We start from the raw sequence: 23,573 nt of genomic DNA on the forward strand, positions 1-23,573 counted from the left end.
CATGACTCCGCGTTCCGTTCGAGACAGTGGCGCCCCCGCCGGTGCCCCCTGGGTCCGTACCCGGCTGCGCACCGCGCCCGGCACCGCCTGGGCGCTGGCGCTGCTGGTGCTGGTCACGTCGTTCCTCGCGGCCCTCTTCCCGCGCGTGGTGGAGCGCCAGGGGACCGATGGGCTGCGCCACGACATCACCGCCGCCGGCCCCCAGCACAGCGTCCTGGGGCTGAGCAGCCCGCAGCCCAGCCTCCAGATGCCCCCGGCCGAGCGCGAGGGGGCGGTGCGCGGCGCGGCGCTGAAGACCGTCCACGAGAGAGTGCGCGCCGCGCTGCCCGCCGAGGTGCGGCCCGGTGCCGCCGACTCCGCGTACGGCTTCGGCACCAGCCGGACGATACCCGCGCAGGAGACCTGGCTGCCCCGGCCCGACGGGCTCGACCCGCAGCTGAACTACACCACCCTGTCGGACCTCCCGCGCCACGCCGCACTGCGCTCCGGGGCCTGGCCCACCGTGCGTGGCACGGTCACCGAGGACACCGGTGAGGTGGAGGGTGTCGTCACCGAGGAGACGGCGAAGGCGCTGGGGGCCGGGCCCGGCTCGACGATCTCCGTACCGACCCGGGCCGGGGAGCAGCTGACCGTACGGATCACCGGCGTCGTCGCCCCCGGGAAGCCCCGGAGCACCTACTGGTCGGCCGATCCGCTGTTCCGGACCCCGGCCCTGGTGCAGGAGCCGGCCTCGACCCCGCCGCGCCTGGACCCGCCCCGCTACTACTGGACCGCGACTGTGCTGCTGCCGCCGGACGCCGGGCCCGCCCTGCTCGGCTCGACCGGCGAGCCTGAGATGTTCTGGCGGTTCGCGCCGGACGCCTCCGGTCTGACCGCCGCCGATGTACCGGGGCTGCGCTCGGCAATCGCCTCGCTGGAGAGCGGTCCGGGGCTGGTGCGGCTGCGCGGGATGGCCGGTGACAACGCGGCCTTCGGGACCGAACTGGACCAGATCCTCGCCGGGTACGCCACGCTGCGCGCGGCGATCGAGCCGGTCGTCACGGTGGCCGCCGTGGGTGTCGGGGCCGTCGCCGCCGCGGTGCTGCTGATGACGGCCGGGCTGATCGGCGGGCGGCGCCGGGAGGAACTGGCGCTGCTGCGGGCGCGCGGCGGTTCGCTGGCCGGGCTGGGCCGGCGGCTGCTCGCCGAGACGGCGGTGGTCGCCGTGCCCGCGGCGGCGCTGGGGCTGCTGGGCGCGCTGGCGTTCTTCGGACCGGCCCGGCTGTGGCCCTCGGTGGCCGGGCCGGCCGTCGTCGCCGCGCTGGTCTGCGTGGCCCTGCCGCTGGGCTCGGTGCTGCCGCACCGCCGGCCGAGGCTGCCCGGGACCCGCGACGACCTGATGGACGCCCGCCCGTCCCGGCTGCGTACGGTCGCCGAGCTCACCGTGCTGGTGCTGGCGGTGGGTGCGGTGGCCGGGCTGCGGCGGCGCGGTACGGCGAACGGCGGCGGCGATCTGCTGCTCAGCGCGGCCCCGGTGCTCGTCGGGCTGATCGCGGCGCTGGTTCTGGTGCGGCTGCTGCCGTGGCCGCTGCGGCTGGCCTCGCGGGCCGTCGCCCGGCGGCGCGGGGCGGTCGGCTTCCTGTCGCTGGCCCGTGCCGGGCGGAGTTCGGCGGGCGGTGTGCTGCCGCTGCTCGCGCTGCTGCTGGCGTTGACCACGGCGGGGTTCGGCGGTTCGGTCCTCGCCGGGGTCTCGGACGCCCGGGACCGGGCGGCGTTGCTCACGGTCGGCGCGGACGCCCGGATCAGCGGGATGCTCGACACGGCGCCGCTCCCGGCCCGCCTGGTCCGGGAGGTCCGGGCGGCGGACGGCGTACGGCAGGTGGCCGCGGTGCAGGTGATGTCCGAGGTACCGATGCCGCCCGGCGCGGACGGCACCGGCCGCATGGAGAAAACGGTCGTGCTGGGTGTCGACCCCGACGCGTACGCCGGGCTGGCCCGTACGGCGGACCTGGGGGCGTTCCCGGCCGACCGGCTGCGGGCGGGCAGGGGCAAGGCCGGGAGCGTGGTCGTGCCGGTGATCGCGTCGCCGTCCATCGCCGCGAAGCTGGGCGACGGGCCGCGCGACCTGACCACCCCGGGCGGGGACCTCAGGGTGCGGGTGGCCGGGATCGTGCCGCGTACCGCCGCCGTCCCCGACCACGACTTCCTGCTCGTCGACACCGCGGCGCTCACCTGGCAGCGGACCACCACCCTGCTGGTGGCCGGTGACCCCGACCCGAAGGCGCTGCGGGCCATGACCCGGCAGGCGGGCGAGAGCATCTCCGTACGGCTGCGCGCCGAGGAGCGGGCGGCGTTCGTCGACACCCCGATGCAGCTGGGGGCGCGCGGGATCTACGCGGCGGCGGTCGCGGTCGGGGCGGGCTACGCCCTGCTGGCCGTCCTGCTGTCGCTGCTGCGCACCGCACCGGAGCGCACCGCCCTGCTGGCCCGGCTGCGGACCATGGGCCTCCCCACCCGGCAGGGCAGACGGCTGGTCGGCCTCGAAGCGCTGCCGCAGGCGCTGCCCGTGGCCGTCGGCGGGGTGCTGGTCGGCTGGGCGACGATCTCGCTGCTGGCCCCGGGCGTCGACCTCGCGGGGCTCGCGCTCTTCAACGGGCCGGGCACCACCATGCCGGACATCGCCCGGCTGCGGTCCGACCCGTGGTCGCTGACGCTCCCGGCGCTCGGTGTGGTCGCCCTCACCGCCGCGGTGGCCGCCGTCCAGGCCCGGTGGGCCGGCCGTCGCGGACCGAACACCGAACTCAGGGCAGGAGACTCACGATGACATCGCCGTCGGCCGACACCACACTCGCCGAGCTCGAACAGCGCGCCACCGCGCGCCGCGACCGGCCCTCGTACGGGCACGACGCGCTGATCGCCTGCGACCGTCTGGTCCGCATCTTCTCCGCGGACGGGGTGGAGGTGCAGGCCCTCCAGGGCCTGGACCTCCTGGTCACCGAGGGCGAGTTGATGGCCCTGGTCGGCGCGTCGGGCAGCGGCAAGTCGACCCTGATGAACATCCTGGCGGGCCTGGACGTGCCGACGGCCGGGTCGGCGAAGGTCGCGGGCTGCGATCTGCTGTCGATGGGGCCGAAGGAACGGCTCCGCTACCGGCGGGACGTCGTCGGGTTCGTCTGGCAGCAGACCGCCCGCAATCTGCTCCCGTATCTCACCGCCGTCCAGAACGTCACCCTGCCGATGCAGCTGCGCGGCAGGGGCCGGGGCCGGGGTGCCGAGCGGGCCGCCCGCGCCGAGTCGCTGCTCAAGATCCTGGAGGTCGCGGACTGCCGCGACCGGCGCCCCCAGCAGCTCTCCGGCGGGCAGCAGCAGCGGGTGGCGATCGCGGTCGCGCTCGCCAACAACCCGTCGGTGCTGCTCGCCGACGAACCGACCGGCGAGCTCGACTCGGCCACCGGTGAGCAGGTCTTCGCGGCGTTCCGGCGTGCCAACGAGGAGCTGGGCACCACCATCGTGATCGTCACCCACGACCAGGCGGTGGCCTCCGAGGTCCGCCGCACGGTGGCCATCCGGGACGGCCGTACGTCCTCCGAGGTGCTGCGCCACACCGAGGTCGACGCCACGACGGGCCTGGAGTCCCAGGTGGCCCGGGAGTACGCGATGCTCGACCGGGCCGGCCGGCTCCAACTGCCCGCCGACTACACGGAGACGCTCGGGATGGAGCACCGGGTGATGCTGGAACTGGAGCACGACCACATCGGGGTCTGGCCGGACGACGCCAAGCCGTGACGGTCGCGGTGGTGCTGGCCCCAGGTCGCTTCGACCGGGTGGCCGGATGTTCCCGCACCGCGTACGTGCCTAGCGTCGTGCGGGAGTCATTCACCTGATCCGAGGAGCACGATGCGCGTCGCCTCACTGGTCACCGCCGGCCTGGGCCTGACCTGCTTGCTCGCGGGCAGCCTGCCCGCGGCGGCCGCCCCCGACCCGACCGCCCCGACCGCCCCGACCGCTCGCCAGCGGCTCGCCTGGGGCCCCTGTTCGCCTCAGCAGCGGGAGTTGAACGAGGCGGGTGCGCGGTGCACGGAGGTGACCGTCCCGCTCGACTACTCCGATCCCGGCGGCCGGAAGATCCGGATCGCCGTCTCCCGCATCAGGGCCACCGCGAAGCACGGACAGCGGCGCGGCATCCTGCTGTCGAACCCGGGCGGACCGGGCGGGCCGGGGCTCGCCAACACCCTCTATCTGCGCCCCGCGTTGAAGGACGTCGCGGGCCGCTACGACCTGATCGGCTTCGATCCCCGCTTCCTCGGCGAGTCCACCCCCATCACCTGCGACCCCGCCGCCCCGACGCCCGCGCCGGGCCCGGCCACGACCCGCCGCCAGGACTTCGAGCAGTCGGTACGGTCCGCCCGCGACACCGCACGCCGCTGCCTGGAGCACGGCGACAACGCCCGGCTCCTGCCGCACGCCACGTCCAGGAACGTCGCCCGCGACATGGACGCGATCCGTGCGGCACTGGGCGAGCGCAGGCTCTCGTACTACGGCGTCTCGTACGGCGCCGACCTGGGCGCCGTCTACACCCAGATGTTCCCCCGCCGCGCCGACCGCTTCGTCCTCGACTCCTCGACCGACCCGACGGCCACCCAGTACGAACTCTTCCAGCGGGCGGGCAAGCCGCTCGAAGAGGCACTGGACGCCTGGGCCGGATGGGCCGCACGGCACGACGCCACCTACCGGCTCGGCAGGACACCCTCCCGAGTACGGTCGAACGTCCAGCGGCTGCTCGACGGAGCGGAGCGGCGCCCGGTCACCGTCTCCGGCGTCCGGCTCGACGCTCCGCTGCTGCGGCTGGTGCTGCGGCAGCTCGTCCAGCACGAGGAGTACGACCCGGCGCTCGCCGGTACGATGCGCGACCTGATCGACGCGGCCGCGGGCCGGCCGGTCGAGCCCGGCCCGGAGCTCGCCGCCATGCTGGAGCTGCTCGCCTCACCGGAACTGGCGGACAGCATGCTGGGCGGGACCCTGTTCATGTGCGGCGACCGCGGCTGGCCGGCCGGCGGCTGGCCGAAGAACCCGGAGACGTACTGGAAGAACATGGAGCGCAGCCGCACCGCACAGCCCGTCTTCGGCCCGTTCGTCAACGGCATGACGGCCCCGTGCGCGTTCTGGACCAGCACCTCCCGTGAGCCCGCCACGGTGATCGGCAACGGCGTACCCGTGCTGATGCTCCAGGCCCGGCGGGACAACAACGTCCCCTACGAAGGGGGGTTGGCGCTGCATCACCGGCTGACCGGTTCACGGCTGGTGACGGCGGACATCCGCTCGCACGGGGTGTACGGGCGCGGCGTCGGCGGCCTCACCGCCGTCCCCTGCGCCGACGAGTCCGTCAACGACTACCTGCGCGACGGCACGCTCCCCACCGCCGACCTGACCTGCCCGCGCACCGGGGAGGACCGGTGATCAGCAGACGTACGGGCCTGGCGGCCACGGCGGCGGTCCTGCTCACCGGAGCGGCCGCCCCTGCGGCGACGGCCGCCCCCCGACACCGTCCCGGGCTCGGCGACCGCCTCCAGGAAGATGTGGACGCGATCGTGGCCACCGGAGCCACCGGCGTACTGGCCGAGGTCCAGAGCGCCCGCGACCGGACCACGGCCCGCGCCGGCTCCACCGCCCCGGGCGGCCCGCACCACCCCGTCCCCCGGGACGCCTACTACCGGATCGGCAGCGACACCAAGACGTTCACGGCCACGCTCGCCCTCCAACTGGTGGGCGAGGGACGGCTCGCGCTCAAGGACACCGTCGAGCGGTGGCTGCCCGGCACCGTGCAGGGCAACGGCAACGACGGCCGCAGGATCACGGTCGCCGACCTGCTGCGCCAGACCAGCGGGCTCAACGACTACCTCGCCGTCTCACCGGGCTCGGCCGACGCGTTCACCCCGGACGGCTACCGACGCTCGCGGTTCCGCGTCACCACCCCCGAGGACCAGCTGAAGGCGGCACTGAGCCGGCCGCCCCTGTGGGTACCGGACGCGGAACGCCCCGCCCGGGAACGGCGCTGGGGCTACTCCAACACCAACTACGTGGTGGCGGGCCTGATCATCGAGCGGGTGACCGGCAACTCCTGGGCACAGGAGATCCACGACCGGATCGTCGAACCCCTGGGCCTGCGCCACACGTTCACCCCGGGAACCTCGCCGTACGTGCCCCGGCCCACGGCCACCGCGTGCACCTGGTTCCCCGGCAGCACCCGGCCCACCGACACGACGGTGGCCCCCGGTGGCGGGGCGGACGGCTCCGTCATCAGCACCACCCACGACCACGGGGTCTTCCTGCGCGCCCTGATGAGCGGCCGGCTGCTGCGCCCGGCCGAGCTGGCCTCGATGAAGGAGACGGCCGTGGCCGAGGACTGGATCGCGGCGCCGGGAGTCCGTTACGGGCTGGGCATCGCCTGGCGCCCGGTGGCCGGGAGCGACGGCGGGATCTGGTTCCACGGCGGAACCCATCTGGGGACCGTCTCCGAGAGCGGGGTGACGCCGGACGGCTCCCGGGCCGCGACCAGCGCCACGTTCACCCTGCGGATGGGCGACCCGGCCCAGGACGCCCAGGACGCGGCCGCGCGACGCCTGGTGGACAGGGCCCTGACCGGCCTCTAGACCGGGGCCCCGGCGGCACGGCCGCGAGCGGCGGCCGGGCACTCCGCCCGGCCGCGTACGCCCCGGTCCCCGGACCGAACGACCCGTTGCACGACCGGTCGGCCCAGCATGGTGACGGCTGAGGCCGGCCGCTCAGCCCGTGCCCACCGACAGGTTGAGCGTGCCGAGCCCGCTGCCCGAACCGCGCAGGGCGATGGAGCCGAACGGGGTGCGCAGCCGCAGCCAGGACCCGGCCGCGAGCAGGGCCACGGGGAAGTCCGGTACCGGGCGGAGGAATCCCAGCGACTGGGCGGCGTGCACGGCGCGCAGCGGGAGCGGGGTGTCGCCGACCGTCCGCGACCAGATCTCGCGGCCGATCAGGTCCCGTTCCGCCCGGGTGCGGCGTTCCTCGGGCAACTCCTCGTCGCGGGACCGGAATTCGGCCACGGCGACGGCCACGGCGTCGCGCAGGGCCATCGGCCCCGGCAGGCCGGGCTGTTCCCGCCAGCCGCCGCGCGGCGGGAGGACGCCCGTCCACGGCGGACCGGTGACGGGGGCCGGGATCGCACCGGCTTCGGTGGACTCCCCGAGGGATTCGAGGAGTTCACCGGCGGACACGGTGACGTCGAAGCCGTCGTCCGGACCGGCCAGCCGCGCCGTGCGGATCGCCAGGACCTCGAACGACGGCGGCCTGCCGAACACGGCCAGCGCACCGCCGCCCGCCTGCATCCGCACTGCGGCGGCCCGGTCGTAGTGGAGCAGCCGGCCGAGGAAGGCCGCGAGATCCGCGGCCTCCCTCGTGTCGGCGAACTCCAGCGACCGTACGGGCACCGTCATGCTGCGGCGGGCTCCTCGGCCAGGTACTGCTGGAGGAAGAGCTTCTCCTCGGCGGAGATCCGCCGGGGCCGCTCCTCGGCCAGGTCGTACGGCACGACGACGGTCGAGGCCCGGACGTACACCTGTTCCGGGTCCTTGATCTCGTACGCGATCGTCAGCGACGCGGCACCGATCTTCGTGACCCACGACTCGACGGTCACCGGCTCGTGCCGGTGGACCAGCGGCCGTACGTAGTCGATCTCGTGCCGGGCCACGACGGAGCCGCCCGCGAAGGACGGCGATCCGTCCCCCGGCGCCAGCCGGAACATGAAGTCGATCCGCGCCTCCTCCAGATAGCGGAGGAAGACCACGTTGTTCACATGGCCGAAGGCGTCCATGTCCGACCAGCGCAGCGGGCAGCTGTAGATGTGACGAGCCAAGACGATCAGCCTCGCGTGAGCTTCTTGTACGTGGCACGGTGCGGACGGGCCGCGTCCGCACCGAGCCGCTCGACCTTGTTCTTCTCGTACGACTCGAAGTTGCCCTCGAACCAGTACCACTTGGAGTCGCCCTCGTAGGCGAGGATGTGCGTGGCGACCCGGTCCAGGAACCAGCGGTCGTGGGAGATGACCACGGCCGCACCCGGGAATTCGAGCAGCGCGTTCTCCAGCGAGGAGAGCGTCTCCACGTCGAGGTCGTTGGTGGGCTCGTCGAGGAGCAGCAGGTTGCCGCCCTCCTTGAGCGTCAGCGCCAGGTTGAGGCGGTTGCGCTCACCACCGGAGAGGACCCCGGCCGGCTTCTGCTGGTCCGGGCCCTTGAAGCCGAACGCGGAGACGTACGCCCGCGAGGGCATCTCGACCTGGCCGACGTTGATGTAGTCCAGCTCGTCCGAGACGACGGCCCAGAGGGTCTTCTTCGGGTCGATGTTGGCGCGGGACTGGTCGACGTAGGAGATCTTGACCGTGTCACCGATCTTGACCGAGCCGCTGTCGGGGGACTCCAGGCCCTGGATCATCTTGAACAGCGTGGTCTTGCCCGCGCCGTTCGGACCGATGATGCCGACGATGCCGTTGCGCGGCAGCGTGAACGACAGGTTGTCGACGAGGACCTTGTCGCCGAAGGCCTTCGAGAGGTTCTCGACCTCGACGACGATGGAACCGAGTCGCGGGCCCGGCGGGATCTGGATCTCCTCGAAGTCCAGCTTCCGCATCTTGTCCGCCTCGGCCGCCATCTCCTCGTAACGGGCGAGACGGGCCTTGGACTTGGTCTGCCGGCCCTTGGCGTTGGAGCGGACCCACTCCAGCTCTTCCTTGAGCCGCTTGGCGCGCTTCTCGTCCTTGCGGCCCTCGACCTTGAGGCGGGCGGCCTTCTTGTCGAGGTACGTGGAGTAGTTGCCCTCGTAGGGGATGGCGCGGCCGCGGTCGAGTTCGAGGATCCACTCGGCGACGTTGTTCAGGAAGTACCGGTCGTGCGTGACGGCGACGACGGCGCCGGCGTACTTCGAGAGGTGCTGCTCCAGCCAGTTGACCGACTCGGCGTCGAGGTGGTTGGTGGGCTCGTCGAGGAGCAGCAGGTCGGGGGCCTCGATCAGCAGCTTGCAGAGCGCGACGCGGCGCTTCTCACCACCGGAGAGGTTGACGACCGGCCAGTCGCCGGGCGGGCAGCCCAGCGCGTCCATGGCCTGCTCCAGCTGCGCGTCCAGGTCCCACGCGTTGGCGTGGTCCAGGTCCTCCTGGAGCTTGCCCATCTCGTCCATGAGCGCGTCGGAGTAGTCGGTCGCCATGAGCTCGGCGACCTCGTTGAAGCGCTTGAGCTTGCCCATGACCTCGGCGGCCCCGTCCTGGACGTTCTCCAGAACGGTCTTGGTCTCGTCGAGGTGCGGCTCCTGCATGAGGATGCCGACACTGAAACCGGGCGACAGGAACGCGTCACCGTTGGACGGCTGCTCCAGCCCCGCCATGATCTTCAGCACCGTGGACTTACCGGCGCCGTTGGGACCCACCACACCGATCTTCGCCCCGGGCAGGAAGCTCAGCGTGACGTCGTCAAGGATCACCTTGTCGCCGTGCGCCTTGCGCGTCTTGCGCATCGTGTAGATGTACTCAGCCAAGAGAAACCGTCCGGCAATCGATGTGTGGGCAGATACACCCCATCTTGCCTGACGTCCATCCCAGGATGGAAACCCGTATCACCCGGAGCCCGCGACCTGCCCCTTCGCCGTGCCCACCGGCAGCCGATCGTTCCCCGCCGGTAGCCGACCGGTCACCGGACGTAGCCGGTGGTCACCGACGGGCCACCGGCGGCGGCCTGCGGCCGGGTGTGGTCGCCGGGGCCGGCGACCACACCCGTTGCTCACTGCCCGTAGGCGACCAGCAGGTGGGTGGCCGGGACCACCACGAGTCCGCCGCCCGCGCCGAGGCCGGTCAGGGGCTGGGACACGTTCTGCTCGTCGGGCTCGTTGATCGGCGCGCCGACGTCGGTGGACCAGACGGACTGGCCGGTGGCGCCGTTGAGGGCCCACAGGCGGCCGGTCGCGGAGCCGACGTAGACGTAGCCGTTGACGACGATCGGCGCGGTGCTGATCCGGCCGTCGCCCTCGAACTTCCAGCGGGTGTCCAGGGTGCGGCTGTGCCGCTCCTGAAGGACGCCCTCGTCGACGAAGTAGCCCTGGCGGCCGTCGAAGGCCGGGGCGGGCGACCGGCCGGAGGCCTCGTAGCTGCCGCGGACCTGCCCGTCGGTGGTGCCGAGGACCGTGGAGGGCATCCCCGCGTCGCGGATCCAGACACCGCCGTCGGCGAGGACAGGGGTGCGGCCCCCGCCGCCGGAGCAGTCCGTGCGGTGGCGCCAGATCGGGTCGCCCGACTTGGGGTCGAAGGCGTACGTCTGCTCGCAGGCGTACGAGACGTAGACCCCGTCGGCCGTGACGGCGGGCGAGCTGTTGTCCCCGTTCTCGACGGGCTGGGTCCAGAGCACGGAGCCGTCGGCCGCGTCCACCGCGTACAGGGTGCCGCCCGAGCCGGCGCCGCCCGTGTACACCACGCCGCCGGCGAAGGTGGGCGGCGAGGTGAAGGAGTACTGCGGGGTCAGCGTGGTGGTCCAGATCTTCGCCCCGGTGGCCGGGTTGAACGCGGTCAGTACGCCGTCGTCGCTCTGGGCGTAGAGCCGACCGCCGCCGTAGGCGAGCGCGGACCACCAGTAGGTGCCACCGAGGTCGACGGGCGCCCAGGCGTCCTCGCCCGTGGCCGCGTCGATGGCGTGGAGGACGGTGCCGTACCCGTCCGGCGAGGCGGCGGTGGCGAAGACGCGCCCGCCGGCCACGACGGGGTAGGAGACGTTCCCGCCCAGGTCGCGGGACCACTTCTGGCTGAGCGGCGGCGCACCCACGGCGGTGTCGACGAGGCTGCCGTCGTGCCGTGCGTTGATCTGATAGGTGGTCGTGGCGCCGGTACGCACCGGTTGCGCGTCGACCGGTGTCACGAACACGACGGCCGACAGCGCCGCGCCGAACACCGCGGCGATGGATCTTCGAAGTCTCACTCGGACATCCCCCATCCTCATCCGGCATCGCCGTGGCGATGCGCACAGGGCGGACCGGCCCCCGGATCCGGTGGCCCGCTTCGGACCCAATGATCCCCTGCGGATGCATCAACCGCCTTTCATTTTCCGGTGGTTGAGCCACACCCCCGGACATGCGACGGCCCCGGTACGCGTCTGCGTGCCGGGGCCGTCATCGGGTGGACGTGACCGTCCGCCCGTCGTTCGTCACTCCGCGGCCGATGCGCGGAGAGGTGGTGCGGGGTTACTGCGCGGAGGGCTGGGCCTTGCGCTTGCGGAGCAGGAAGACCGCGCCGCCGCCGACCACGACGAGGGCGATCGCGACGCCCGCGATGACCGGGGTGGCGCTGGAGCCACCGGTCTCGGCGAGGTCGCCCGAGCCGCCGGAGGTGCTGCCGCCGGAGGTGGCCGGGGCCGGCTTGTCGCCACCGGTCTGGGTGTCGGTGCCGCCGGTGGCGCTGCCGCTGGTCTTGCAGTCCAGGACGCCCTTGAACGTCTTGGTGAAGCCGCCCGGACCGGTGATCGTGAAGTCGTAGGCCTGGTCCTCGGCGACCGGGACGGTGACCGTCTCGGACTTGCCTGCCTCGATGGTGTGCTTCACACCGGCCAGCTCGAAGGTGAAGGCCTCGTCGCCCGTGTTGGCGGCGGTGACGTCGATGCCGCCCTTGGCGCAGTTCTTCTTGGCCGTGACGGCCGGGATCGCGCCCTTCTTCGCCCAGGTGCCGGTGGCGGTCGCGGAGACCGTGGTCTCGCTGGAGCCGGCCAGGATCATGGTCTGGCTCTTGGTGACACCGGCGAAGGCCCGGCCGACCGGCACCGAGGTGGTGGCCTGGACCGTCAGCGAGGCGGAGCCGTCGGCGGTGCCCTCGGGCACGTCGAAGTAGAGCTCGGCGCCGTTGGCGGCGGCGGTGACGGGCTTGCCGGCCTTGTCGGTGACCTTGACGCCGCTGGCGGCGTCGGCCGGCGGGGTCACGGAGACCTGGCCGGCGTTGGTGTGGACGGTGACCGGGCCGAGCCGCTCACCGGACTTGCCGGAGACCGCGGCCGGGTCCAGCGCGAGGGACGCCTTCGGCTCGGCCTGGTCGACGGCGCTGCGCTCCAGCCAGTCCGCGAGCTTCTCGGCCTGGCCGTCGGTGGCCTCGATGTCGACGTTGTCCGAGTAGCGCCAGATGGCGACCTGGGTGCCCGCCGCCGCGGCCTTCTCGGTGAGCGGGCCGGTACCGGCCTCCTTTGCGAGCGCCGCGAGGTCGTCGACCTGCGGGTAGGAGTGCTCCAGGATCCAGCGGATCTTGCCGGCGTTCTTGTTCGCGCCGAGCGAGGTCTGGTTCCAGGGGGTCTCCAGGTACTTCGCCTGGTCCTGCGTGGGGTTGTGGATGTCGATGCAGTACGTCTTGATCTGGCCGCCGCCGTCGACGGTCATCTCGAAGAGGCCGGCGGGCAGCTGCTGGTCCCGGCCGCCGGTGTGCAGCACGGCGCGGTCGAAGGTCTTCAACCCGTCCAGCACCGCGGCCGCGCCGCCCTGGTGCTGCGGCGCCTCGTCGGCGACCGCGCCGCCCGCGCCGACGAGGGCGCCTGCCATGACCAGACCGGATGCCACCACCGATGCGGCCAGCCGGGCTATGCCGCGCCGCCGTGGAGAATTGGCCGTCGTCGCCGAGGACGACGAAGCGGTCGCTGAAGAAGCAGAAAACACAGAATTCCCCTCCGGGCGGGACCCTCCGCGCCTGATGCGCGTGTGGGGATTGCCCCGCCAGTCGACTCAAGTGCCCCGTGAGTACTGGGAATCCTAAGGACGAAGCGATGAACAGTCCCCCGTCATACCGTCGTACAACCATTCCGAATCGGAATCGTTATCGCCGGTATCACTCGCGTTCGCTCGCCCGGCCCGATCCCGGCCCCCGCCAACCCGCTTCCGGTTCCCCGGCCTGCCCCGGTCCCTCCCCTCCCGGCTCGCGCCCGGCACGTGTGCCCGGCACGCCGCCCCGGTCCGTCACGGCACCGACGCGAGCTCCGTTCCAGCCTTCTGACGGGCTGTCGGGCGCTTGGCTCGGGAACCGTACGGTTTCCCCGGATCGCCCGGATCACCCGGATCACCCTGGACTTCCGGATCGTCCGGCCCGGTGAACCCCTCCGGTCGGGCCGATGCACCCGGCCTCTCGGCGCTGCCCACCCGGGCCGTCAGCGCGGGCTCGCCCCTCAGCACCCGCCGGAACGCGGCCGTCCCCCGGGTCAGATCGTGGCCCACCGCGACCGCCTCGATGTCCACGAACGTCCTGCGCTGCCCCTCCCGTTCCTCCTCGCGCACTTTCAGCCTGCCGTGCACGACCAGTGGTTCCCCGACGGAAACGGAACCGGACAGATTCAAGGCCAGGGTCCGCCAGGCCCACACCGTGTAAAAGCTGGTGTGCCCGTCCGACCAGAGCTGTTTCTCGCGGTCCCAGCGGCGCGGCGTCACCGCGAACCGGAATCGCGCCATTCCACCGGTCGCGGTCTCCCGGAACTCCACGCCCGTAGCCGCGTTGCCCACCAATGTCACCAAGGTGTCGTTCATGACTCCGCCTCCCCTTCGGCCTTCGGAACAGCGATCGCGTCCGCGCGGTCACTGATCCCAGGTTGAAGGGAAGGCGGAATTCCTGCCGGGGCCTGTGGACTACCCGCCGGTTGTGGAAATCTCCGTCACCGCCGCGTACCTCTCGCGCACCTCGCGGTACCGCACGAGCTCCGCGGCCACCGGATCGAGCACCCGGGCCCGCCCGCAGGCCGCCGCCGCCTCGCGCAGCTGCCGGTCGGCCTCCTGCCCGTACCGTCGCGCCGGCCCACGCGCCGCCGCCGCGCACGACCACTCCACGAGGGGCCCGCCGACCACCCCGGTCAGCATCACCAGGGCGGGCGTGAGGTAACCCGGTTCGAGCACGCCGACGATCTGCCCGACCAGCCAGAGCCCGCCGAAGATCTGCAGCAGCGTCATCGCGGCCTGCGCCAGCACCGCGGCGGGCCACCACTTCGGCCGCGGCGGCTTCCCGCCCACCCGGCCGCTGTGTGCCACCCCCGAGGCCCCGGCCACGCCCGTCGCCACCACCGCCGGACCGCCCGGGGCGTGCTCCGCACCTACCCGTTCCACCAGCGCGTCGAGTGCCTCCGGCAGCCCGTCCGCGCCGTGCACCGCCGCCTCGCGGACCGCCTGGGCCCAGGGCCCGGGAAGCCCGTCGGCGGCCTCGTCCGCCACCGTCCGTACCGCCTGCTCGACGCGCTGCCGGGCGGTGATCTCCTCCTCCGGGGGCTCGGGCTGCGCCGCGCGTTCCGGGCTTCCGGGCCGCCGGGCCGACTCGTACCAGCGCCACAGCCGCAGCCAGGGCGTTCCGCACGCCCGTCCGGCGTTCCTGCGCCACTCGCGCTCGGCCGTCTGGCCCGCCGCGGCCGCCCCGACGGCCTCCGCCAGCCGGTCGGCGAACTCCTCGCGGGTCTGTTCGCCGAGGCCGGGCCGGCCCTCGGCCACGTACACCGGGCGGAGCCTGGCCGCGGCGGCGTCCACGTCCGCGGAGAGCCTGCGCGCCGCCGCGGTCCGTTCCTGGACGAACCGGCCGAGCACCTCGCGCAGTTCGCCGACGCCCTCGCCGGTGAGCGCGGACAGGGACATGACGGTGGCGCCCGGTTCGCCGTGTTCGCCCAGTGCCATGCCGTCCTCGTCGAGCAGCCGGCGCAGATCGTCGAGAACCTGGTCGGCGGCGTCGCCGGGCAGCCGGTCGATCTGGTTGAGGACGACGAAGGTGACCTCGGCGTGCCCGGCGAGCGGCCGCAGATAGCGCTCGTGCAGGGCCGCGTCCGCGTACTTCTCCGGGTCGACGACCCAGATCACCGCGTCGACCAGCGCCAGTACCCGGTCGACCTGTTCGCGGTGTTCGGTCGCCGCCGAGTCGTGGTCGGGCAGGTCGACGAGCACGAGTCCCTGGAGTGCCTCGTCGGTGTCCGCGCCGCCCTGCTGCGGCCTTCGCCTGAGCCGCCCCGGAATGGCGAGCCGGTCGAGCAGTCCGGCGGCCCCGTCGGTCCAGGAGCAGGCGATGGGGGCGGCGGTGGTCGGCCTGCGCAGTCCGGTGTCGGAGATCTGGGCGCCCGCGAGGGTGTTGAAGAGCATCGACTTGCCGCTGCCGGTGGCCCCGGCGATGGCGACGACGGTGTGCCGGGAGGAGAGCCGCTGCCGGGCCGCCGCCTCGTCGAGCACTCGTCCCGCCTCGTCGAGGGTGTCCCCGTCGAGCCGGGCCCGGGACAGCCCGACGAGTTCGCGCAGCGCGTCCAGCCGCGGCCGGAGCGGGCCGCCGGAGGGCACATAGGCCTCGACCTGGGGCGGCCGTACGTCGTCGTCCCGGGCGGTCCCGGGCCCGGGATCCACCGCCCTGGCCACCGCCCGCCGGGCGATGAGCCCGTCGTTCCAGTCCCGGCCCGGCTCCGGCACCCGGCCGGTCCCCGGCACCCGGACCACCCCGTCCGCGTCCTGGTCCTCGTGGGAAGCGGGGCTCCCGGCCGGGCCGGTCCCCTCGTCAGTGACGGCAGTCATCGCTGCCACCTCTCCTTCTGCAGTACGGACAGCGCGGCGATCAGTTCGGCCTGCGGCTCCGGGGCCACGTCGAGCGCGTCGAGCGGTGCGAGCCGCCGGTCGCGCTCGCCGTTCAGCACCCGGTCCAGGCATTCGGTGAGCAGTACCCCGCCCTTGTCACGCAGCCTCAGCGCACCCTGGGCGCCGATCCGTTCGGCGAGCTGCTCCCCGGCGCCACGGGTGCGGCGGCCGCCGAGCAGTGCGGCGGCCAGCAGCGCCGCCACGGTCTCGGCGTCGGGTGCGGCGTTGCGTTCCAGCCGCCGCACCTCTTCCTCTGCCAGCTCCTCCAGGACCCGCCACCAGCGCCGTACGGCCATGGCGATCCGGCCTCGGATGTCCTCGGCGGGCCCCCATCCCCCGGCTTCCCGGCCGACGTCCTCGAAGCCGAACTCCCGGGCCGCGGGTTCGCGCTGCCAGGTCGAGCGGATCTGTTCGTCGGCGGCGGCCACGGCGCACTGCAGGAGTGCGGCGAGGCTTTCGACCAGCGCTTCGAGGAGTTCCCCCGAGGTGCTGTACTGCGGGTAGCCGCGCCATCTGGTCCGGGCGTCCCCGGCGAGCACGCCGCCGTTGCGGAGCCTGCGCCGGACCCGGGCACCCTCCGCCCGGTACGCGTCCTCGACCACACCGGTCAGCCGCACGGCCGCCGCGTACTGCGCCGCGACGGCCCCGGCCAGCTCGGGCATCCGCACGTCCAGCGAGTCGATGACCCCGGCCGCCGTACGCCCGACCGCCTGCTGGCGGGCCGCCGGGTCCTGGGCGCGGTGGCTGAGCCAGGCCCGCAGCGGGGCGACGGCGGTGGTGGGGAGCAGCCCGCTGCCGCCACCGGCGGATTCGGGCAGTTCGGGGATGGTGAAGCGCGGCACCTCGCCGAGCCCGGCCCGCGTGAGCAGCGCCCCGTACTGCCGGGACACCTCGGCGATCACCTGGTGCGGCACCCGGTCCAGGACGGTGACGAGGGACGCGTCGTACTGCTTGGCGGTACGCAGCAGGTGCCAGGGCACCGCGTCCGCGTACCGGGAGGCAGTGGTCACCATCACCCATACGTCCGCGGCGCAGATCAGCTCGGCGGCCAGCCTCCGGTTGCGCACCACGAGCGAGTCGATGTCGGGCGCGTCGAGCAGCGCGAGCCCGCGCGGCAGCCCCGGTGAGGTCTCGACCCGCAGCGAGATCCCGTCCTCCTCGTCCCCGTCGAGGCCGTCGAGCCCGTCGAGGCCGTCGCACCCGCCGGGCTCCCCGGACTCCTCCGGCGGCAGCCAGATCCTGGTCAACCGCGGCAGTACGCGTGCTCCCGCGAACCAGTGGTGATCGTCCGGGTGGCAGACGAGCACGGGGGTCCGGGTGGTCGGCCGCAGCACCCCGGCCTCGCTGACCGGCCGCCCCACCAGCGAATTGACCAGCGTCGACTTCCCCGCCCCGGTTGAACCACCGACCACCGCGAGCAGCGGCGCTTCGGGATCCCTGAGCCGGGGAAGCAGATAGTCGTCGAGCTGGGCCAGCAACTCGCTCCGGGTCTGCCGGGCGCGCCCGGCCCCCGGGAGCGGCAGTGGAAGACGCACGGCAGCGACACGGTCGCGCAGGGCGGAAAGTGCGTCGATGAGCTGAGGCCGTACGTCCAAGGTCACCACATGCGAAGAATGCCCAATTTTGGCGTCTTTTTGAAGCGTATAGCCGCCTCTGCGCGCCGGTTCTCTCCCAGGGATGAAGTCGGGACAGAGGGGATGAGTGGGGCGCAGGCATAACGAGTGCACAACACCCGGGGCGCGAGGCGTCAAAAGCGGTGCACGAATCCCACCCACCTGCGATTATCGGTTCGCTTCACCGAACCTCCACATCGTGCCACGCAGGTGAAGCAACCAGGACGAGGCGATCGGAGCCCTATCCTTGTCCCGGCAGGTCACCGACCGGCCCGGCCCCAGGGCACCAGGCCGCCGAGGCCAACACCCGGCCCCCGTAGCTCAGTGGATAGAGCAGGCGCCTTCTAAGCGCTTGGCCGCAGGTTCGAGTCCTGCCGGGGGCGCAACAGGTCATTGACCGGCGCGGAGCACCAGAGGTGCGTGTGGCACCCAAGTGTCCGGTGGTGTCGGGCAGAGCGCCTTGCCGAGTCCGCCTTCTCCGGCGCCCGCCCTGTCCCAGGTGCGGATGGACCCGTACGGACGGACCTCGTACGGGCTGACCCCGTACGGACGGACCTCGTACGGACTGATCCCGTACGGGCTGATCCCGTACGGGCTGATCCCGTACGGGCTGATCCCGTACGGGCTTCTCCGTCCCCGGCCCAACCCGGCGTTGGCCCCGGCAAGGGGAACGCCGGGGTCAACACCGGGCGGGCCTACGCCTCCTGGGGCGTGTTCGTGAGGGACGACAGCGGGCCGCCGACTCCGCGTGGCCGTCCGGTTCCGCCTCGCGGCGTGTGGGGGGGGCGGGCATGCACGCCCCGTCCCGCAGCACTCCGCGTCTCGCGGGCGACGCTCCCGCGTCGCGGTACGCGGTCAGCGGTCAGCGGTCAGCGGTCAGCGGTCGGCGGTCAGCGGTTGAAGGACGAGCCGAGTTCGGCGGACTTCGCCACCGTGCCCAGCGTTCCGTGGCCGAAGGTGAACGAGCCCCTGGCCGTCGGGCCGGCCGCCGTGGTCGGGAAGATCCACAGGGAGCCGGCGCCGGCGTTCTCGCCGGGGGCGCCGACGGCCAGTTCGCTGCGGCCGTCGCGGTTGGCGTCGACCAGCTTGGCGGCGCCGCCGAACCGGTCGTTCGCCTCGGCCGCCCCCGGCACGTCCGCCGTGTCCTGGTTGAAGCCGACGGTGCCGGTCCCGGTCGGGCCGGACGCGGTGCCGGGGAGGACCAGGACGGAGCCCGCGTCCTTCGTCGTGCCGAGGTCCTCGCCCGGGACACCGACGGCGATGTCGCCGTAGCCGTCGCCGTTCACGTCGCCGATCGACACCGAGGCCCCGAAGCCGTCGCCCTCCTCGGCGGCGCCCGGGACACCGGCGCTGTCCTGGTTGAAGACCTTGGCCCGGTCGCCCCGCGGGCCTTTCGCGCCGCCCGGTACGTAGGTGATCATGCCGCCCTTGGCGAGCGGGAGGCCCAGGTCGCTGTCGTAGCCGTCGACCGGGCGGCCCACGACGAGGTCGGCGTACTTGTCGCCGTCGACCCGGCCGGCCGTGATGGTCTCGCCTGCCTGGAGGCGGCCGCCCTTGGCGTCGTTGACGACGGTGTAGTCCTCGGCGAGGCCGGTGGCGCCGCCGTCGCGGACGAGGATGCGGCGGGCGTCGTACTCGTCGCCGTCGTGGACGACGCCGGCCAGGTCGTCGCGGCCGTCGCCGTCGAAGTCGCCCGCGGTGACGTCCATGTAGCGCAGGTCGTCCATGTCGCGGATCTCCCTGACGGGGGCCGCCGCGCTGCCGTCGCGCTTGAACGGGCCCGACAGGGCATACGTGTTGTGCATGCCGACGGTGACGATGTCCAGGGCGCCGTCGCCGTCGAAGTCACCGGCCGCGGTCCGGGCGCCGACCTCGTCGTACAGTTCGTCGCCGTTCAGGAGGGTCGCGCCGCCGGACAGGCCCTTCGCACCGCCCCAGATCACGGTGAGCGTTCCGGCGGACCCGGCCGTGCCGATCTTCTCGTTGCCGGCGCCGACCACGAGGTCGCTGTATCCGTCCTTGTCGAGGTCGGCGGAGACCATCGAGCCGCCGAACCCGTCGCCGGCCTCGGCGGAGTCCGGCATGCCGGGCGAGTTCTGTGTGAAGACCTGCTTGGTGGAGGTCTGCGGCCCGTTCTTGGAGCCGTACACCACGGCCACGTACCCGGCCTTGGCCTTGCCGTCGACGGTGGCACCGGGTGCGGTGAACGCCAGGTCCGGATAGCCGTCCCCGTTGAAGTCGTCACGGCGCGGGGCCGGTGCGGGCACCGCCCCGTTCGCGGACGCCGACGCCGAGGTCGGGACGCGGTCGGGCGTCGCCGCCCGGGCGATGGGGAACGTGGTCACGGCGGTCGCCACGGTGATGGCGAGGACCACGGTGGTTCCTAGGGCACGGGATGCCACGTGGACTCCTTCGTTCGGGTGCGGGAGGTTTGCGCAAGCGGAGGTTCACCGGCGGTTCGCTGCACCGGCACGGCACCGTTGCTGTGCGGAGTCAGACCGGCCGGGACGCTTGCCGGTTGCGTTTTCACGGCAACCGTCACAGCTCCTCCACTCGCGCGGGCGGTGACCGCCGGGGTCCGCCGGGCCCCTGGACGACAGGTCCGAAACGGCCGTGCTCACCGTCCCATTGACTGTTCCCGCACTCCCCGTCTAGCTTCCCAGCTACCGCATTGAATCCTTTCACGGTGTGTGGGGCACCGCGTCCCACCGGTGCGTGCCTCCGCTGAGGAGCCCTCATGAACCAGCCCGCCAAGGACCCGGCCCCGGCATCCGCCGGCCCGGTCCTGGCGCTGAAGGACGTGAGCAAGTCCTTCGGCGCCGTACGCGCCCTGCACGAGGTGTCGCTGTCCCTGTGCCCCGGCGAGGTCCACGCGCTCGCCGGGGAGAACGGCGCGGGAAAGTCCACCCTCATCAAGACGCTCGCCGGGGTGCACCGCCCGGACGGCGGGCAGGTGCTGCTCGACGGCCGGCCGGTCGCCTTCCACGGGCCCGCCGACGCCCGCGACGCCGGGGTCGCCGTCATCTACCAGGAACCGGCCCTCTTCCCCGATCTGTCCATCGCCGAGAACATCTTCATGGGCCGTCAGCCCCGGCGCGGCCTCGGCCGGATCGACCGTCGCGCCCTGCGCGGGGCCACCGCGGAGCTGATGCGCCGGCTCGGCGTGGACCTGTCGCCCGAGCGGCCGGCCCGCGGGCTCTCCATCGCGGACCAGCAGATCGTCGAGATCGCCAAGGCGCTCTCCTTCGACGCCCGGGTCCTGATCATGGACGAGCCGACGGCCGCGCTCACCGGCGCCGAGACGGCCCGGCTCTTCACCGTGGTTCGGACGCTGCGCGACGAGGGCGCGGCCGTGCTGTTCATCTCGCACCGGCTCGACGAGATCTTCGAGCTGTGCGAACGGGTCACGACGCTGCGCGACGGCCGCCTGATCTCCTGCGAACCGCTGGCCGGACTGACCGAGGACGATCTGGTGCGCCGGATGGTCGGCCGCGAGCCGGCCGGGCTCTACCCGAAGCAGCGGGCGACGGTCGGCGAAGTCGCCCTGGCCGTGAGCCGGTTGACCCGCGAGGGCGTTTTCCGCGATGTGTCGTTCGAGGTCCGGCGCGGGGAGATCGTCGCGCTCGCCGGGCTCGTCGGCGCCGGCCGGACCGAGGTCGCCCAGGCGGTCTTCGGCGTCGACCGCGCGGACGCCGGGGAGGTACGGGTCGACGGCACCGCGCTGCGCCCCGGGTCGCCGACCGCCGCGATGGCCGCCGGGCTCGCGCTCGTACCGGAGGACCGCCGTCAGCGCGGGCTCGTCATGGCGATGTCCATCGAGCGCAACATCGGCCTCACCGGCCTCGGCGCCGTCCGCAGGCGCGGCCTGGTCCGCCGGACCCTGGAGCACGACCGGGCCGCCGACTGGGCGGTGCGCCTCCGGCTCAAGTACGGCCGGCTCACGGACGCCGTCGGTGTGCTGTCCGGCGGCAACCAGCAGAAGGTCGTGCTCGCCAAGTGGCTGGCGACCGAGCCGGCCGTGCTCATCGTCGACGAGCCGACCCGCGGCATCGATGTCGGCACCAAGGCCGAGGTCCACCGGCTGCTCTCCGCGTCGGCGGCGGACGGGCTCGCGGTGCTGATGATCTCCTCCGATCTGCCCGAGGTGATCGGGATGGCCGACCGGGTCCTGGTCATGCGCGAGGGCCGGCTCGTCGCCGAACTCCCGCGCCGCGCCGCCACCGAGGAATCGGTCATGGCCGCGGCGACCGGCCTGGGCGGGAGGACGGCTCCATGACCACCACCGTCGAAGGTCCGCCGGACATCGGTGCCGGGGCCCCGCCCCGCAGCGCCGCCGCGCTGGTGGACGCCGTGTTCCGGGCCAGGGAGATCTCCATCGCCGGGGCACTCCTCCTGCTGGTCCTCGTCACCTCCGTCGCCAACCCGCGGTTCCTGTCCGGCCAGGGCGTCAAGGACCTGCTGCTCAACGCGTCGATCCTGGTGCTGCTCGCGGTCGGTCAGTCGGCCGTCGTCATCACCCGCAACATCGATCTGTCGGTCGGGTCGGTCGTCGGTCTCTCCGCCTTCGCCTGCGGCAGGTTCGTCGCCGGAACGGATCACGGGGTGCTCACCGTGCTGCTGCTCGGCGTCGCCGTCGGGGTGGTCTGCGGGCTCGTCTCAGGCGCCCTGGTGAGCTTCGGCGGGGTCCCGGCGCTCGTCGTGACGCTGGGCATGCTCTACATCATCCAGGGCGTCGACTACTGGTGGGCGCAGGGCGACCAGATCAGCGCCGCCGAGGTGCCGGACCGGGTCCTCGGGCTCGGCAGCGGCGGCGTTCTCGGAGTGCCGTACCTGCCGCTGATCGCCCTGCTGCTGCTCGCCGCGACCGCGTACTTCCTGCGCTGCCACCGCTCGGGCCGGGAGCTGTACGCGATCGGTTCGAGCCCGGAGGCCGCCCTGCTCGCCGGGGTCCCGATCCGCCGCCGGATCCTGGCCGCGTACGTCTTCTCCGGGGCCGTCGCCGGTTTCGCCGGGGCCCTGTGGCTGGCCCGGTTCGGCACGGTCGTCGCGGACAACGCGCACGGCTGGGAACTGACCGTGGTGAGCGCCGTGGTCGTCGGGGGCGTCGCCATCACCGGTGGTACGGGGACGGTCTGGGGCGCGGCGCTGGGCGCGCTGCTGCTCACCACCATCGGCAGCGTCCTGGTCGTGCTGAAGGTCGGCTCCTTCTGGCAGGGCGCCATCACCGGTGCGCTGCTGCTGCTCGCCATCGGTGTCGACCGGATCGTGAACCTGCGGATGACCGCCGCACTGAGGAAGAGGAGCGCCCGGCATGGGAACGGCGGCTGAGACGCGGGAGGCGGCGGACGCCGCGCGGTCCGGGCAGGGCCCGGCCGGCCGGGTACGGAGCCTGGCGCTGCGCTGGGACACCGCGGTCGGGGTGCTCCTGGTGGCGGTGATCGTCGTGGGCCTCGGTTCCACGGACGGCTTCGGCTCCGGCGAGAACCTCGCCTTCGCGTTCAACGATGTCGTCGAGGTCGCCCTGATCGCGCTGCCGATGACGCTGCTCGTCGTCGCCGGTCAGGTCGATCTGTCGGTCGCCTCGATGCTGGGCCTGGGCAGTGCGCTGACCGGTGCGCTGTGGAACGCCGGCTGGGCCTTCGAGACGATCGTTCCGGTGGTGCTGCTGGCCGGTGTGGCGGGCGGGCTGCTCAACGGCTGGCTGGTCACCCGGGTGGGGCTGCCGTCGCTGGCCGTCACCATCGGCACCCTGGCCCTGTACCGGGGCCTGGCCTCGGTGGCGCTGGGCAGCGACGCGGTGACCGACTTCCCGGCCACGTACGCGCGGTGGACCGTCGACACGACCACGGTGCCCGGCACCTTCCTCACGTACCCGGTCCTGCTCTTCGCGGTCCTCGCGGTGATCACCGCGGTCGTGCTGCACGCCACCGGGTTCGGCCGTTCGCTGTTCGCCATCGGTGCCCAGGAGGAGGCGGCGTACTTCGCGGGCATCCGGGTCAAGCGGATCAAGCTGCTGCTGTTCGTCGTGACGGGGCTGTTCGCCTCGTTCACCGGTGTCCTGTTCACGCTGCGGTACGGCAGTGCCCGCGCCGACAACGGTCTCGGCTTCGAGATGCTCGTGATCGCCTCCGTGCTGCTCGGCGGGATCGACTTCGACGGCGGGAAGGGCACCCTCTTCGGCGCGGTCGCCGGGGTGCTGCTGATCGGAGTGCTGAAGAACCTCCTGACGCTCAACGACGTCGCCAACGAGGTGCAGGTGATCGTGACCGGCCTGCTGCTCGTGGCGTCCGTACTCACCCCCCGGGTGATCGCCGCCGTCGTCGAACGACGGCACCGGCGCGCCGCCGGCGACCGGCTCTGAACCCCCTC

16 protein-coding genes and 1 tRNA gene are annotated in these 23,573 nt (G+C 73.1%); 8 read left to right on the plus strand and 9 right to left on the minus strand.

The window, feature by feature from the left end:
* Window position 1 precedes the first annotated feature (1 nt).
* The 4 genes from ACGF8B_RS20435 to ACGF8B_RS20450 all read left to right on the plus strand — a co-directional run bounded on the left by ACGF8B_RS20435 (window position 2) and on the right by ACGF8B_RS20450 (window position 6,629).
* Window positions 2–2,803 carry an FtsX-like permease family protein gene (locus ACGF8B_RS20435; protein WP_392740315.1) on the plus strand — a complete coding sequence of 934 codons (2,802 nt, stop codon included), beginning with the start codon at window positions 2–4 and terminating at the stop codon, window positions 2,801–2,803.
* Window positions 2,800–3,765, plus strand: a complete 966-nt coding sequence (locus ACGF8B_RS20440; protein WP_392740318.1) for an ABC transporter ATP-binding protein — start codon at window positions 2,800–2,802, stop codon at window positions 3,763–3,765. Before ACGF8B_RS20435 ends, ACGF8B_RS20440 begins: the two co-directional genes overlap by 4 nt.
* A gap of 111 nt (window positions 3,766–3,876) precedes the next feature.
* Complete coding sequence (locus tag ACGF8B_RS20445) at window positions 3,877–5,436, plus strand: alpha/beta hydrolase (protein ID WP_392740321.1); 1,560 nt, start codon at window positions 3,877–3,879, stop codon at window positions 5,434–5,436.
* Window positions 5,433–6,629 carry a serine hydrolase domain-containing protein gene (locus ACGF8B_RS20450; protein WP_392740324.1) on the plus strand — a complete coding sequence of 399 codons (1,197 nt, stop codon included), beginning with the start codon at window positions 5,433–5,435 and terminating at the stop codon, window positions 6,627–6,629. Before ACGF8B_RS20445 ends, ACGF8B_RS20450 begins: the two co-directional genes overlap by 4 nt.
* Before the next feature lie 132 nt (window positions 6,630–6,761).
* Here ACGF8B_RS20450 and ACGF8B_RS20455 read toward each other — a convergent pair whose 3' ends face one another.
* From ACGF8B_RS20455 to ACGF8B_RS20490, 8 genes are all read right to left on the minus strand, one after another.
* Window positions 6,762–7,445 carry a hypothetical protein gene (locus ACGF8B_RS20455; RefSeq protein ID WP_392740325.1) on the minus strand — a complete coding sequence of 228 codons (684 nt, stop codon included), beginning with the start codon at window positions 7,443–7,445 and terminating at the stop codon, window positions 6,762–6,764.
* On the minus strand, window positions 7,442–7,864 hold the full coding sequence (locus ACGF8B_RS20460) for a thioesterase family protein (protein ID WP_342285932.1): 423 nt from the start codon (window positions 7,862–7,864) through the stop codon (window positions 7,442–7,444). Before ACGF8B_RS20460 ends, ACGF8B_RS20455 begins: the two co-directional genes overlap by 4 nt.
* A gap of 5 nt (window positions 7,865–7,869) precedes the next feature.
* Window positions 7,870–9,534, minus strand: a complete 1,665-nt coding sequence (gene ettA, locus ACGF8B_RS20465; RefSeq protein ID WP_392740326.1) for an energy-dependent translational throttle protein EttA — start codon at window positions 9,532–9,534, stop codon at window positions 7,870–7,872.
* A gap of 242 nt (window positions 9,535–9,776) precedes the next feature.
* Entirely contained in the window at window positions 9,777–10,961 is a 1,185-nt protein-coding gene (locus tag ACGF8B_RS20470) for a PQQ-binding-like beta-propeller repeat protein (RefSeq protein WP_392740328.1), read from the minus strand.
* Window positions 10,962–11,223: 262 nt separating this feature from the next.
* A complete protein-coding gene (locus ACGF8B_RS20475; RefSeq protein ID WP_392740331.1) occupies window positions 11,224–12,672 on the minus strand; it encodes an LAETG motif-containing sortase-dependent surface protein in 1,449 nt (482 codons plus the stop codon).
* Window positions 12,673–12,969: 297 nt separating this feature from the next.
* On the minus strand, window positions 12,970–13,530 hold the full coding sequence (locus ACGF8B_RS20480; RefSeq protein ID WP_392740334.1) for a single-stranded DNA-binding protein: 561 nt from the start codon (window positions 13,528–13,530) through the stop codon (window positions 12,970–12,972).
* Between the two features lie 99 nt (window positions 13,531–13,629).
* A complete protein-coding gene (locus tag ACGF8B_RS20485) occupies window positions 13,630–15,531 on the minus strand; it encodes a YfjP family GTPase (protein WP_392740337.1) in 1,902 nt (633 codons plus the stop codon).
* Complete coding sequence (locus ACGF8B_RS20490) at window positions 15,528–17,186, minus strand: ATP-binding protein (RefSeq protein WP_392741011.1); 1,659 nt, start codon at window positions 17,184–17,186, stop codon at window positions 15,528–15,530. Before ACGF8B_RS20490 ends, ACGF8B_RS20485 begins: the two co-directional genes overlap by 4 nt.
* Window positions 17,187–17,514: 328 nt before the next feature.
* On the opposite strand from ACGF8B_RS20490, the gene ACGF8B_RS20495 reads away from it, so the two are divergent.
* Window positions 17,515–17,587, plus strand: a tRNA-Arg gene (locus tag ACGF8B_RS20495).
* A 507-nt stretch (window positions 17,588–18,094) separates the two neighbouring features.
* Here ACGF8B_RS20495 and ACGF8B_RS20500 read toward each other — a convergent pair.
* On the minus strand, window positions 18,095–19,606 hold the full coding sequence (locus ACGF8B_RS20500; RefSeq protein WP_392740339.1) for an FG-GAP and VCBS repeat-containing protein: 1,512 nt from the start codon (window positions 19,604–19,606) through the stop codon (window positions 18,095–18,097).
* A 335-nt stretch (window positions 19,607–19,941) separates the two neighbouring features.
* On the opposite strand from ACGF8B_RS20500, the gene ACGF8B_RS20505 reads away from it, so the two are divergent.
* The 3 genes from ACGF8B_RS20505 to ACGF8B_RS20515 are packed head-to-tail and all read left to right on the plus strand — an operon-like array spanning window position 19,942 to window position 23,565.
* The gene (locus ACGF8B_RS20505; protein WP_392740342.1) at window positions 19,942–21,480 is read left to right on the plus strand and encodes a sugar ABC transporter ATP-binding protein; all 1,539 of its coding nucleotides are present in this window, start codon (window positions 19,942–19,944) and stop codon (window positions 21,478–21,480) included.
* Window positions 21,477–22,532, plus strand: a complete 1,056-nt coding sequence (locus ACGF8B_RS20510; RefSeq protein ID WP_392740345.1) for an ABC transporter permease — start codon at window positions 21,477–21,479, stop codon at window positions 22,530–22,532. The genes ACGF8B_RS20505 and ACGF8B_RS20510 overlap by 4 nt, the downstream gene beginning before the upstream one ends.
* The gene (locus ACGF8B_RS20515) at window positions 22,516–23,565 is read left to right on the plus strand and encodes an ABC transporter permease (RefSeq protein ID WP_392740348.1); all 1,050 of its coding nucleotides are present in this window, start codon (window positions 22,516–22,518) and stop codon (window positions 23,563–23,565) included. The genes ACGF8B_RS20510 and ACGF8B_RS20515 overlap by 17 nt, the downstream gene beginning before the upstream one ends.
* The last annotated feature ends 8 nt before the right edge of the window (window positions 23,566–23,573 follow it).

Source organism: Streptomyces sp. NPDC047917, assembly GCF_043204345.1.
Classification (GTDB): domain Bacteria; phylum Actinomycetota; class Actinomycetes; order Streptomycetales; family Streptomycetaceae; genus Streptomyces; species Streptomyces sanglieri.

Coding starts and splice junctions, on each gene's coding strand:
- ACGF8B_RS20440 (WP_392740318.1), top strand. CDS start 2,800: ATGACATCGCCGTCGGCCGACACCACACTCGCCGAGCTCGAACAGCGC.
- ACGF8B_RS20435 (WP_392740315.1), top strand. CDS start 2: ATGACTCCGCGTTCCGTTCGAGACAGTGGCGCCCCCGCCGGTGCCCCC.
- ACGF8B_RS20505 (WP_392740342.1), top strand. CDS start 19,942: ATGAACCAGCCCGCCAAGGACCCGGCCCCGGCATCCGCCGGCCCGGTC.
- ACGF8B_RS20455 (WP_392740325.1), bottom strand. CDS start 7,445: ATGACGGTGCCCGTACGGTCGCTGGAGTTCGCCGACACGAGGGAGGCC.
- ACGF8B_RS20515 (WP_392740348.1), top strand. CDS start 22,516: ATGGGAACGGCGGCTGAGACGCGGGAGGCGGCGGACGCCGCGCGGTCC.
- ACGF8B_RS20485 (WP_392740337.1), bottom strand. CDS start 15,531: ATGACTGCCGTCACTGACGAGGGGACCGGCCCGGCCGGGAGCCCCGCT.
- ACGF8B_RS20510 (WP_392740345.1), top strand. CDS start 21,477: ATGACCACCACCGTCGAAGGTCCGCCGGACATCGGTGCCGGGGCCCCG.
- ACGF8B_RS20480 (WP_392740334.1), bottom strand. CDS start 13,530: ATGAACGACACCTTGGTGACATTGGTGGGCAACGCGGCTACGGGCGTG.
- ACGF8B_RS20445 (WP_392740321.1), top strand. CDS start 3,877: ATGCGCGTCGCCTCACTGGTCACCGCCGGCCTGGGCCTGACCTGCTTG.